Below are 12,536 nucleotides of genomic sequence, written 5' to 3'. Positions count from 1 at the left end.
ATCATGGGAAAAAATATCCGCTGGATTATCGTCCTGTTATTATTTTTAGTATATATGATTAATTATCTGGACCGGGTGGCGTTATCCATTACGGTACCAATGATTGAAAAGGATCTGGCGCTAAACGCTGAACAATTTGGTATTATTTTCGGCAGTTTTTTCTTCGGCTATGCGGTATTTAATTTTATTGGCGGTCTGGCCGTAGATAAGTTTGGCGCAACGCTAGTCCTGGGGCTGGCGGTGGGGATGTGGTCGCTGTTTTGCGGCTTAACTGCCTTTGCCACCGGCTTTTATTCCATGCTGATGCTGCGAGTCCTCTTCGGGATGGCTGAGGGCCCGATTTGCGCGTCGGCGAACAAGATGATCAACGGCTGGTTTCCCAAGAAGCAAGCGGCCACCGCCGTGGGGCTGCTCAGCGCCGGCTCTCCGCTGGGCGGCGCGGTTGCCGGCCCCATCGTCGGTTATCTGGCCCTGGCATTCGGCTGGCGCCCGGCGTTTATGATTATTTTCGCCATCGGCATTGTGTGGATGATAGTGTGGTTTTTTATTGCCGCTAACTCGCCGGAAAAACATAAACATGTCAGCCGGGAAGAGCTCATGCTCATTAATAATATGAAGCAAGAGGAGTCTGCGCTGGAATCAACTGAAAATCAAACCGCCCACTCGCTGGGTTATTATCTCAAACAACCTATTATACTGGTGACGGCCTTTGCCTTCTTTTGCTACAACTATATTCTGTTTTTCTTTCTCAGCTGGTTTCCGTCCTATCTGGTTCAGCAGCACCATCTCGATATTAAACAGATGAGCCTCACCACCATGATCCCATGGATAGTCGGCTTTGTCGGTCTGGCGCTGGGGGGCTATATTTCCGATAAAATTTTTAAACTCACCGGACGCCTGCTGCTGTCACGCAAAATTGTGCTGGTGGTATGTCTGCTGATGGCCGCCATCTGTGTGGGGCTTGCCGGTACCGTCAGCAGCGTCGTTCCTGCCGTTCTGCTGATGTCGGTCTCCATCTTTTTCCTCTATGTCACCGGAGCGATCTACTGGGCGATTATCCAGGACGTGGTGCATAAATCCCGCGTTGGCGGCACCAGCGGCTTTATCCACCTTATCGGCAGCGTCTCCGGCATCGTGGGACCGATTGTCACCGGCTATATCGTGCAGTCTACCGGTAAATTCGACAGCGCCTTTGTCCTCGCCGGCACTATCGCCGCGCTCGGCGCCCTGCTGGTGCTGTTCGTGATCAAAACGCCGCGTGTGACGATGAAAGCCAGTCAGGCTTAGTTGACAGGAAAGCCATGCCCGGCGCAGCCATCACGCCGGGCATCCTCTTAGACTATTTCGCCGACTGGGGCGCGACCCAGCTGCGGCCCAGCGCCGAACCCTGAGCGCCCTGCTCATTCAGATAGCGATCCAGTTCAACCATTCCGGTCCAGCGATTTTCGCACCACAGCGGCGCGAGCAGCGTCGGCCGACGGGCGCTGGCCGATATGCGATGGTAGATCACCTCCGGCGGGGTATGGCGGATCATCTCCCCGGCGGTGACGGTATACGCCTCCAGTTCGATGCCATCGAGACGACCGGCCTGCCATGCTTTTGCCATAATGCTGCCTTTCACAATATGCAGCGGATGCAGCTTTATGCCATCCACGCCGGTGGTCACGACCCGCTCCACCGTCTCGAGGCCATGCTCCTGGCTCTCCCCGGGCAGGCCGACGATCAGATGCGCGCATACCTTCAGTCCGCGCTCACGCGCCAGACGCGCGGTGCGCTGGTAACAGGCGAAATCATGCCCGCGGTTAATGCGATGCAGGGTCTTATCATGGGCGGTCTGCAGCCCCAGCTCCAGCCAAACCTCATACCCCTGCTGGTGGTATTCACTGAGCAGGTCGAGAACCGCCTCCGGCACGCAGTCCGGGCGGGTGCCAACGCAGAGGCCAACGATATTCGCCTCGCTGACGGCCTGACGATACATCGAGCGGAGCACCTGCACTTCAGCAAAGGTGCTGGTATAGGCCTGAAAGTAGGCCAGATAACGCTTTGCCCGGTTAACAAGCTGCGCCTGATGGGCGAGCTGTTCGGCGATGGATCGATGCTGCTGCGCTTCATCCGCAAACGAGGCCACGTTACAGAATGTGCAACCGCCACGGCCCAGCGTGCCGTCGCGGTTCGGGCAGCTAAAACCGCCGTGCAGCGTTAGCTTATGGACCTTTTCGCCATAGCGGCGCAGAAGATCCCCACCAAACATATTGACTAATTTCTGTAACTGCATAATCTGATAGACCGGCCTCAACAAAGGGGGCCAAGCCTGCCACTTTTCGTCACCGACGGCGATGACCTGGATCAATCGTCAGCGCGGCGAATCATCTCATTGCATAAACAATCATGATTACTGCAATTTCATTCACACGCAGGGTAATGAGTTTTCCTTATATTTCATCGTCGCGCGGCCCTAATCTGCTTTATGGTAAAAAACAGTATTAATGTCCATCACACACATTTACAGCAGTCAAATGTGCTAATAATGAAATGTATTTCAGCGTAGATCGGTAATGCAAAGCCGCGCGCACAGTGAGACAGATCACACTAGCCTTACCCGCTGCAGGCGTATCCAAAGCATAAAAAATGGCATTATTTATTTTAAAAACAACAAGTTAATACCTGCATAGCACATTTTTGTATTAATAAGATTGCCATTTGACGTAAGTGTGGATTCCCGATAAGTTGGGAATCCGCTGGAAGCTTTCTGGATGAGCACTCTGCTCATCATATTTATGCAGTAATTGAGATTCCCTCTTAACAGCAAGTCCTCAAACTTGTGTACCGATGCGAAAAGGATTTAAAGAGGGCGAATGCGAGGTGCAAACCCCGTCGCCATGCTCTTTCTGTGCCTGTGCGCAATCGGTATCGGAGGGGGTCCGTAGAGCCTGGGGAGGTTCACTGATATGTTGTACGACAAATCCCTTGAGAGGGATAACTGTGGTTTCGGCCTGATCGCCCACATAGAAGGCGAACCTAGCCACAAGGTAGTGCGAACCGCGATACACGCACTGGCCCGCATGCAGCACCGTGGCGCAATCCTTGCCGATGGTAAAACCGGCGACGGTTGCGGTCTGCTGCTGCAAAAACCCGATCGTTTCTTCCGCATCGTTGCCGAAGAGCGCGGCTGGCGTTTAGCCAAAAACTACGCCGTTGGGATGCTGTTCCTGAATAAAGATCCTGAACTGGCGAAAGCGGCGCGCCGCATCGTTGAAGAAGAACTTCAGCTTGAGACCCTGTCGATCGTCGGCTGGCGCGATGTGCCGACCAACGAAGGCGTGCTCGGTGAAATCGCCCTCTCCTCGCTGCCCCGTATTGAGCAAATCTTTGTTAACGCCCCGGCCGGCTGGCGCCCGCGCGATATGGAGCGCCGTCTGTTTATTGCGCGTCGTCGCATTGAAAAACGCCTGCAGGAAGACAAAGATTTCTACGTTTGTAGCTTGTCCAACCTGGTCAACATCTATAAAGGTCTGTGTATGCCGGCGGATTTGCCGCGCTTCTACCTGGACCTCGCGGACCTGCGCCTGGAGTCGGCTATCTGCCTGTTCCACCAGCGCTTCTCCACCAACACCGTACCACGCTGGCCGCTGGCACAGCCGTTCCGCTACCTGGCGCACAACGGTGAAATCAACACCATCACCGGCAACCGCCAGTGGGCTCGCGCCCGTACCTATAAGTTCCAGACCCCGCTGATCCCGGACCTGCACGACGCTGCGCCGTTCGTTAACGAAACCGGCTCCGACTCCAGTTCAATGGACAACATGCTGGAGCTGCTGCTGGCCGGCGGGATGGACATCGTGCGCGCCATGCGTCTGCTGGTGCCGCCAGCCTGGCAGAACAACCCGGATATGGATCCGGAGCTGCGTTCGTTCTTCGACTTTAACTCCATGCATATGGAGCCATGGGACGGCCCGGCGGGCATCGTCATGTCCGACGGTCGCTACGCGGCCTGTAACCTCGACCGTAATGGCCTGCGCCCGGCGCGCTACGTCATTACCAAAGATAAGCTCATCACCTGCGCCTCTGAAGTCGGCATCTGGGACTACCAGCCGGACGAAGTGGTTGAAAAAGGCCGCGTGGGCCCGGGCGAGCTGATGGTTATCGATACCCGTGCCGGACGCATTCTGCACTCGGCGGAAACCGATGACGATCTGAAGAGCCGCCATCCGTATAAAGAGTGGATGGAGAAAAACGTTCGTCGCCTGGTGCCGTTTGAAGATCTGCCGGACGAAGAGGTTGGCAGCCGCCAGCTGGACGACGATCTGCTGGCCAGCTACCAGAAACAGTTTAACTACAGCGCGGAAGAGCTGGACTCGGTTCTGCGCGTGCTCGGCGAAAATGGCCAGGAGGCGGTCGGCTCTATGGGCGATGACACGCCGTTTGCCGTCCTTTCCAGCCAGCCGCGCATTATCTACGATTACTTCCGTCAGCAGTTCGCCCAGGTGACGAACCCACCTATCGATCCGCTGCGTGAAGCGCACGTCATGTCGCTGGCCACCAGCATCGGTCGCGAAATGAACGTCTTCTGCGAAGCGGAAGGCCAGGCGCATCGTCTGAGCTTCAAATCGCCGATCCTGCTGTACTCCGATTTCAAACAGCTGACGACGATGGAAGAAGAGCACTATCGTGCCGACGTCCTCGACATCACCTTCAACCCGGCAGAGGCTTCCCTCAGCGAGACGGTGAAGGCCCTGTGCGACAAAGCGGAGCAGATGGTACGCGATGGTACCGTGCTGCTGGTCCTCTCCGACCGTAACATCGCCAAAGACCGCCTGCCGGTGCCGGCGCCGATGGCCGTTGGCGCGATCCAGACCCGTCTGGTCGATAAAAGTCTGCGCTGCGATGCCAACATCATCGTTGAAACCGCCAGCGCCCGCGATCCGCACCACTTCGCCGTGCTGCTGGGCTTCGGCGCGACAGCTATCTATCCGTACCTCGCCTATGAAACGCTGGCGAAGCTGGTCGACAGCAAAGCCATCGATAAACCGTACCGTGCGGTGATGCTGAACTATCGCAACGGTATCAACAAAGGTCTGTATAAGATCATGTCCAAGATGGGGATCTCGACCATCGCCTCCTACCGCTGCTCGAAGCTGTTCGAAGCGGTCGGTCTGCATCGCGATGTCTCCGATCTCTGCTTCCAGGGCGTGGTCAGCCGCATCGGCGGCGCCGGCTTCGACGATTTCCAGCAGGATCTGCTGAATCTGTCGAAACGCGCCTGGCTGGCACGCAAGCCGCTGGCTCAGGGCGGTCTGCTGAAGTACGTTCACGGCGGCGAATATCACGCCTACAACCCGGACGTGGTGCGCACCCTGCAGCAGGCTGTGCAGAGCGGTGAGTACAGCGATTATCAACAATACGCGAAGCTGGTTAACGAACGCCCGGCGGCCACGCTGCGCGATCTGCTGGCGCTCAACCCGGGCGAAGATGCCATCAGCATCGACGACGTGGAACCGGCGAAGGAGCTGTTTAAACGCTTCGATACCGCAGCGATGTCGATCGGCGCCCTGAGTCCGGAAGCGCACGAATCGCTGGCGGAAGCGATGAACAGCATCGGCGGCTTCTCCAACTCCGGTGAAGGCGGTGAAGACCCGGCGCGCTACGGCACCAACAAAGTGTCGCGCATCAAGCAGGTGGCATCCGGCCGCTTCGGCGTCACCCCAGCCTATCTGGTCAATGCCGACGTTATCCAGATCAAAGTCGCCCAGGGCGCGAAGCCGGGTGAAGGCGGTCAGCTGCCGGGTGATAAAGTCACCCCGTACATCGCCAAACTACGCTATTCGGTACCGGGCGTGACGCTGATCTCCCCGCCGCCGCACCACGATATCTACTCTATCGAGGATCTGGCGCAGCTGATTTTCGACCTCAAGCAGGTTAACCCGAAAGCGATGATCTCGGTCAAGCTGGTTTCGGAACCGGGCGTGGGCACCATCGCCACCGGCGTAGCCAAGGCTTATGCCGATCTGATCACCATCGCCGGCTACGACGGCGGCACCGGGGCAAGCCCGCTCACTTCAGTGAAATATGCCGGCTGTCCGTGGGAGCTTGGTCTGGTGGAAACCCAGCAGGCGCTGGTCGCTAACGGTCTGCGTCACAAGATCCGTCTGCAGGTGGATGGCGGCCTGAAAACCGGCCTCGATATCATCAAAGCGGCGATCCTTGGCGCGGAAAGCTTCGGCTTCGGCACCGGCCCGATGGTGGCGCTGGGCTGTAAATACCTGCGTATTTGTCACCTGAACAACTGCGCGACCGGCGTGGCGACCCAGGATGACAAACTGCGTAAGAACCACTATCACGGTCTGCCGTTCAAAGTGACCAACTACTTTGAATTTATCGCCCGTGAAACCCGCGAGCTGATGGCCCAGCTGGGCGTCAAGCGACTGGTGGATCTGATTGGCCGCACCGATCTGCTCAAAGAGCTGGATGGGTTCACCGCCAAGCAGCAGAAACTGGATCTGGGTAAACTGCTGGAGACCGCAGAGCCGCATCCTGGCAAAGCGCTGTACTGCACCGAAAATAACCCGCCGTTCGATAACGGCGTGCTCAACGCCCAGCTGCTGCAGCAGGCGAAACCGTACGTTGATGAAAAGCAGAGCAAAACGTTCTGGTTCGATATCCGCAACACCGACCGCTCCGTGGGGGCCTCGCTGTCCGGGTATATCGCCCAGACCCATGGCGACCAGGGACTGGCGGGCGACCCGATCGTCGCTCACTTTAGCGGCACCGCGGGCCAGAGCTTCGGCGTGTGGAACGCCGGCGGCGTGGAACTGCATCTGACGGGCGACGCCAACGACTATGTCGGCAAAGGCATGGCGGGCGGTCTGCTGGCCATTCGTCCTCCGGTGGGCTCCGCTTTCCGCAGTCACGAAGCCAGCATTATCGGCAACACCTGCCTGTACGGCGCGACCGGTGGTCGTCTGTACGCCGCAGGCCGCGCAGGTGAGCGTTTCGCGGTGCGTAACTCCGGCGCCATTACCGTGGTGGAAGGCATCGGCGACAACGGCTGTGAATATATGACCGGCGGCATCGTCTGCGTGCTCGGTAAAACCGGCGTCAACTTTGGCGCAGGGATGACCGGCGGCTTTGCCTATGTCCTGGATGAAGATGGCGACTTCCGCAAGCGCGTGAATCCGGAGTTGGTGGAAGTGCTGGACGTTGACTCTCTGGCCATCCATGAAGAGCACCTGCGCGGTTTAATCACCGAGCACGTACAGCTTACCGGTTCGCAACGCGGCGAAGAGATCCTCGCCAACTGGCCGGCCTTCTCCGCGAAGTTTGCGCTGGTTAAACCGAAGTCCAGCGATGTTAAAGCACTGTTGGGTCACCGTAGTCGTTCCGCAGCTGAGCTGCGGGTGCAGGCGCAGTAAGGGGTTAAGATGAGTCAGAACGTTTATCAATTTATCGACCTGCAGCGCGTTGATCCGCCAAAGAAACCGCTGAAGATCCGTAAAATTGAATTTGTGGAAATTTACGAGCCGTTTTCAGAAGGCCAGGCCAAGGCGCAGGCAGATCGCTGCCTGTCCTGCGGCAACCCGTACTGCGAATGGAAGTGCCCGGTGCATAACTACATCCCGAACTGGCTGAAGCTGGCCAACGAGGGACGTATTTTTGAGGCGGCTGAGCTGTCGCACCAGACCAACACCCTGCCGGAAGTCTGCGGGCGCGTTTGCCCGCAGGACCGCCTGTGTGAAGGCTCCTGTACGCTGAACGATGAGTTCGGCGCGGTGACCATCGGCAACATCGAACGCTATATCAACGATAAAGCATTCGAGATGGGCTGGCGTCCGGATCTCTCCGGCGTGAAACCGACCGGTAAAACCGTCGCTATCATCGGCGCTGGCCCGGCGGGCCTCGCCTGTGCCGACGTCCTGACCCGTAACGGCGTCAAGGCGGTGGTGTTTGACCGCCATCCGGAAATCGGCGGCCTGCTGACCTTCGGTATCCCGGCGTTCAAGCTGGAAAAAGAGGTGATGACCCGCCGCCGGGAGATCTTCACCGGCATGGGCATTGAGTTCAAACTCAATACCGAAGTGGGCCGTGACGTGCAGCTTGACGACCTGCTGAAAGAGTACGATGCGGTGTTCCTCGGCGTTGGCACCTATCAGTCAATGCGCGGCGGGCTGGACAACGAAGACGCCCAGGGCGTCTACGACGCGCTGCCGTTCCTGATCGCCAATACCAAGCAGATCATGGGCTTTGGCGAAACCGCCGATGAGCCCTACGTCAGCATGGAAGGCAAACGCGTGGTGGTTCTCGGCGGTGGCGACACCGCGATGGACTGCGTACGCACCTCCGTCCGTCAGAATGCGGCTCACGTGATCTGCGCCTATCGTCGTGACGAAGAGAACATGCCGGGTTCAAAACGCGAAGTGAAAAACGCGCGTGAAGAAGGCGTGGAGTTCCAGTTCAACGTCCAGCCGCTGGGTGTGGAAGTGAATGCCAACGGCAAAGTGTGCGGCGTGAAGATGGCGCGCACCGAGATGGGCCAGCCGGATGCAAAAGGCCGCCGTCGCGCGGAGATCGTTCCCGGCTCTGAGCACGTGGTGCCGGCAGACGCCGTCGTCATGGCGTTTGGCTTCCGTCCCCACAGCATGGAGTGGCTGGCGAAGCACAGCGTCGAGCTGGACTCCCAGGGCCGCATCATTGCCCCGGAAGGCAGCGAGAACGCCTTCCAGACCAGCAACCCGAAAATCTTCGCCGGTGGCGATATCGTGCGCGGTTCCGACCTGGTGGTCACCGCGATTGCCGAAGGACGTAAAGCGGCGGACGGGATCCTGAACTACCTGGAAGTGTAATGCGAATACCCGGATAGCGGTTTTATCCGGGTATGGGACTCAGGCCCGATGGTTAATCCCATCGGGCTTATTTATGCGCTTAACAAATTTGCGCTGACTTTAATCACCACTTTTTTTATCTCTGCGGGCTCGGTTATTACGCATCCTGGCTTATGCGGTTCACCCGGCATAAAGATCGCGAACATACCTGGCGTCAGAATGACCGACTGTTCGCCATCAATCGCGTTGCACAGCTGATAATCCTCCTCAACGTGCATCTCCTCGCACTGCATTGCGGAGCCGGCTACGCCGAAAAAAATCTGCTCTTCGCCCGCCAGTAATATCTGGATATCGATAAACTTCGTATGTAGTTCAGCCTTTTTATCTGCCGGTAACTCCGTCATAAACTGCATCACATTCATAAAGACATTATCCCCTTGAAGTTCAACGCTTCCGGGAGAAAGACTCGATAAATCATGATCCAGGGCGAGGGATATCGCCTTTTGTAGCCCCGACGACACGCCAGCCAACAATGGATTGTTTACATCACCGATTATCATGGCTTCTCTCCTTGCCCCATAGCGCCGCTCCCAGCAGGCCAGCATCATGGCGATAGTGTGCTGCGCATAATGGAACCTGGTAAATAGCCGGTTCTTGCGCCAGATAGTCCCTCACCAACGGTAAGTACCCATCCGCCAGGCCAATACTGCCGCCAACGACCACGCACTGGCAATCGGTCAACGCTTTAAGATCGGCAATCATCCGCGCCAAAGTTTGTGCCGAGTGCTGAATGAGTAAACGCGCCTGCGGGTGGCCTTGCGCCGCAAAAGTAAAAATAGATTTCGCATCCAGTCCGCAGAGATCGTCAGTTGCCGCCGCGGCGATTCCCCGTCCGGAAGCAATAGCCTCTACGCAGCCGACGCGACCGCAGCCGCAAAGCGGTCCGTCAGGATCGGCTAACGAGTGCCCCAGGTGTCCGGCCAGGCCTCCGGCCCCGGTAAGTAAAGTACCGTTGCTCACCACGCCGCCGCCAACCCCGGTAGAAACGGTAATAAACGCCATATCGCTGACCTTATCAGCCATCGCCTGGTATTCCGCCCAGGCTGCCGCCTGAGCATCATTTATCGCCAGCGTTGGCAGACCGGTTATTTCTCGTAACGTTTTTACCAGCGGGAAGTGCATGAGTCCGCCAAGATTCTGTGGATTAATTGCAATCAGGTTTCCTTCACGAATAATCCCGGTCGAGGCTATCGCGACGCGCTTTGCCCGCATGCACAGAGGCCTGACAAGCGCCTCCAGCGCCGTGTTCAGAGCATCCGCTGTTTTGCTGGCAGGAGTGGGTAGCTCGCGACGATCGCAGAGCAGCAGGTCATCCGTTACCAGCGCCGCAGCAAGCTTCGTACCGCCAATATCTATCGCCAGCGTCGTCATGACTTCGTCTCTTTTAACGCCGTGTTATACCACTGGCAAATATGTTCCAGGCGGGTAATCGCAGAACCAACGGTCACCGCCCACGCACCGTGGCGTATGGCTTCCGCTGCCTGAGCCGGTGTGTTGTAGCGCCCTTCCGCATTCACCCTGCAGCCGGCCTCCGCCAGCGCTTTCACCAGCTCCAGATCTGGTTCATCCGGGGTATACGCCATGGTATAGCCCGACAGCGTAGTGCCGATGATTTCCGCGCCAAGAGCCTGACAGGCCAGGCCATCCTCAAGAGAGGAGCAGTCGGCCATCGCCACTAGCTTATGCTGGTGGATACGCGCCAGTAGCGTTGCCACTGGAACAGGGCGCGCTCGCTCTGTGCCATCAACGGCGATAATATCGGCGCCAGCCTGCATCAATGCATCGATATCTTCCAGATAGGGCGTGATCCTTACCGGCGAATCATCCAGATCGCGTTTAATAATGCCGATAATCGGCACCTTTACCTGCGCGCGTACCGCGCGCAGATTCTCTACGCCTTCAATGCGCAACGCGACCGCCCCGGCCTGCTCCGCCGCCAGCGCCATCGCGGCAACGATCTCCGGCTTATCCAATGGGCTGCCGGGTACCGGTTGACAGGAAACAATAAGACCGCCGTTAGCGCTAATGCGTAAATCCAATTCTTTAAGCAAAGACATACTCGCTCCCTGATAAATATGCACACCCGGCACCGCAGCCGGGCTGTTGTTATCTGGTCTTAACTAAACCGCTTTTGTTACCACCAAAAGGCACCGCTCCGATTAGAGGTTTACCATCGATCGCATCATGAGTTCGTATCGCTTCCGGCCGAATCCAGCGCTGTACGCGGGACGGCATATCCAGCCCAATCAGCAGGATTACAACGAAGGTCAGACCAAAAGAGAGCGATCCCAACGCGGTACCCAAATCCAAACGCTGGGCAATTAAGGCACCCAGCACCGGCGCAATCGCGCCTCCCAGCGCCCCCACGTTGTAGGTAAAACCAAGTCCAGCCGCTCGCTGATCGGTATCGAAATAACCGCCAATCAGTTTTGGCAAGATCCCGGAGATCCCCTGCCCTAACATCTGCTGGAAAAACAGAAGCTGGCCAAGAACCCAGATGTGTGTGCCGCCAATTGCAAAGACCGGAATAATTAACAACTGTGAAGCCAGCAGGCTGTAAACATAGGCCTTGCGGGTGCCCAGCCAGTCCCCGAGAAATCCGCCCACACAGCAGCCAACCGCCGCGCCAAACCCGCTGAAAAACAAAATCTTTGCCACCGTCGTCGGGTCATAGGCCAGCTCGGTTTTCAGATAAGTCGGCAGCAGCGCCTGAATTGGCCATGAATAAAGGAAGGCGAAAAGTACCACCACCATCAGCATCACGCCCGTAGGCCAGCGTTTACCGCTGCCCTGCACCATAAAGCTGATAAATATCACCGCGCACATTACGCCCAGCAGCAGAACGATACCTGCATTTTGCAAGCCACCGGCAAAACAGAACCATAGGGCAGTCGCCGCCACGATGGTCATCAGGATGTTAATAACCCGATGCTTGCCGCGATAAAGCAGATCGACCATAGTCTGTACCGGTTCTTTGCCTTCATGATTCTCTTTCCAGTCTTCGGCTTCCGGAATATTTTTCCGCAGCCAGAGGGCAAATACGATGGGAACAATGCCGATGAAAAAAAGCGCGCGCCAGCCCCAGACGGGTACCACCAGGCTATAAACCTGTGCGGCGATAACTGCGCCAACGGAAAACCCGGAAATCAGAAAACCGCTGGCCTTATTGCGTAGATGCCTCGGCCAGCTTTCGATAACGTAAGTGGCGCTGGAGCCGTACTCTCCAGCCATTCCCATACCGATAACCAGACGCGCGATAAACATTGTTGTGTAACCCGGCGCAAAACCGCAGGCCAGAGTACCGAGAGAGAACAGAATAATGCTGGTCACCATCGCCAGGCGTCGACCATAGCGATCGCCCATCGCACCAAGCATCAGACCGCCAAACCAGCGAGAAATGAAAGCCGCTGAGATGAGACTTGCAGCCTGAACGGTCGTCAGGCCAAAATCCCCCTGCACTTCGGTGAGCACCAGGGCGATTAATACAAAATCAAAACCATCAAGCAGATACCCGAGCCAGGCGGCGGAAAAAGCCCGCCACTGGGGACGGCTAAGATGGCGGTACCACGGGATGTTCTGGGGCAGTGTACTCATTTTACTCTCCCGACGATGTTTGTTGTCGCGCCAGGGGGCTTCGCTTGCCCGGCCAGGAAAGAGCAA

The 12,536-nt window shown here is 57.2% G+C and carries 8 protein-coding genes; 3 read left to right on the top strand and 5 right to left on the bottom strand.

Annotation, left to right across the window (positions count from 1 at the left end):
• Nucleotides 1–3: 3 nt before the first annotated feature.
• Nucleotides 4–1,287, top strand: a complete 1,284-nt coding sequence (locus MKS11_RS00275; RefSeq protein ID WP_004206215.1) for an MFS transporter — start codon at nt 4–6, stop codon at nt 1,285–1,287.
• Nucleotides 1,288–1,339: 52 nt separating this feature from the next.
• Here the strand turns inward: MKS11_RS00275 and MKS11_RS00270 are convergent, their stop codons facing one another.
• Nucleotides 1,340–2,275, bottom strand: a complete 936-nt coding sequence (locus MKS11_RS00270) for a TIGR01212 family radical SAM protein (protein WP_004206216.1) — start codon at nt 2,273–2,275, stop codon at nt 1,340–1,342.
• Nucleotides 2,276–2,948: 673 nt separating this feature from the next.
• Between MKS11_RS00270 and gltB the strand changes: the two genes are divergently transcribed.
• Together gltB and gltD are read left to right on the top strand one after the other, a co-directional pair.
• Nucleotides 2,949–7,409: a glutamate synthase large subunit gene (gltB, locus tag MKS11_RS00265; protein WP_017899925.1), complete on the top strand. Its 4,461-nt coding sequence runs from the start codon at nt 2,949–2,951 to the stop codon at nt 7,407–7,409.
• Nucleotides 7,410–7,418: 9 nt separating this feature from the next.
• Nucleotides 7,419–8,837: a glutamate synthase subunit GltD gene (gene gltD / locus MKS11_RS00260; protein WP_004206218.1), complete on the top strand. Its 1,419-nt coding sequence runs from the start codon at nt 7,419–7,421 to the stop codon at nt 8,835–8,837.
• A gap of 71 nt (nt 8,838–8,908) precedes the next feature.
• On the opposite strand, the gene nanQ is transcribed toward gltD, so the two are convergent.
• From nanQ to MKS11_RS00240, 4 genes are read right to left on the bottom strand one after another with little or no spacing between them, the layout of a single operon-like run.
• The gene (gene nanQ, locus MKS11_RS00255; protein ID WP_049093510.1) at nt 8,909–9,376 is read right to left on the bottom strand and encodes an N-acetylneuraminate anomerase; all 468 of its coding nucleotides are present in this window, start codon (nt 9,374–9,376) and stop codon (nt 8,909–8,911) included.
• Nucleotides 9,363–10,247 carry an N-acetylmannosamine kinase gene (gene nanK / locus MKS11_RS00250; protein ID WP_004206220.1) on the bottom strand — a complete coding sequence of 295 codons (885 nt, stop codon included), beginning with the start codon at nt 10,245–10,247 and terminating at the stop codon, nt 9,363–9,365. The genes nanQ and nanK overlap by 14 nt, the downstream gene beginning before the upstream one ends.
• On the bottom strand, nt 10,244–10,933 hold the full coding sequence (locus MKS11_RS00245; protein ID WP_004206221.1) for an N-acetylmannosamine-6-phosphate 2-epimerase: 690 nt from the start codon (nt 10,931–10,933) through the stop codon (nt 10,244–10,246). The genes nanK and MKS11_RS00245 overlap by 4 nt, the downstream gene beginning before the upstream one ends.
• A gap of 49 nt (nt 10,934–10,982) precedes the next feature.
• Nucleotides 10,983–12,470: an MFS transporter gene (locus tag MKS11_RS00240; protein ID WP_087770966.1), complete on the bottom strand. Its 1,488-nt coding sequence runs from the start codon at nt 12,468–12,470 to the stop codon at nt 10,983–10,985.
• Nucleotides 12,471–12,536 lie beyond the last annotated feature (66 nt).

It is taken from the genome of Klebsiella sp. K5-45 (genome assembly GCF_030128605.1).
Taxonomy (GTDB): domain Bacteria; phylum Pseudomonadota; class Gammaproteobacteria; order Enterobacterales; family Enterobacteriaceae; genus Klebsiella; species Klebsiella quasipneumoniae.
Note: the sequence above shows the minus strand (reverse complement) of the source record. Positions and strands in the feature narration are given on the sequence as shown.

What these genes read in the sequence shown, in the direction of transcription:
- nanQ (WP_049093510.1), bottom strand. Translation starts at nt 9,376, where the DNA reads ATGATAATCGGTGATGTAAACAATCCATTGTTGGCTGGCGTGTCGTCG.
- gltB (WP_017899925.1), top strand. Translation starts at nt 2,949, where the DNA reads ATGTTGTACGACAAATCCCTTGAGAGGGATAACTGTGGTTTCGGCCTG.
- MKS11_RS00245 (WP_004206221.1), bottom strand. Translation starts at nt 10,933, where the DNA reads ATGTCTTTGCTTAAAGAATTGGATTTACGCATTAGCGCTAACGGCGGT.
- MKS11_RS00275 (WP_004206215.1), top strand. Translation starts at nt 4, where the DNA reads ATGGGAAAAAATATCCGCTGGATTATCGTCCTGTTATTATTTTTAGTA.
- MKS11_RS00270 (WP_004206216.1), bottom strand. Translation starts at nt 2,275, where the DNA reads ATGCAGTTACAGAAATTAGTCAATATGTTTGGTGGGGATCTTCTGCGC.
- nanK (WP_004206220.1), bottom strand. Translation starts at nt 10,247, where the DNA reads ATGACGACGCTGGCGATAGATATTGGCGGTACGAAGCTTGCTGCGGCG.
- MKS11_RS00240 (WP_087770966.1), bottom strand. Translation starts at nt 12,470, where the DNA reads ATGAGTACACTGCCCCAGAACATCCCGTGGTACCGCCATCTTAGCCGT.
- gltD (WP_004206218.1), top strand. Translation starts at nt 7,419, where the DNA reads ATGAGTCAGAACGTTTATCAATTTATCGACCTGCAGCGCGTTGATCCG.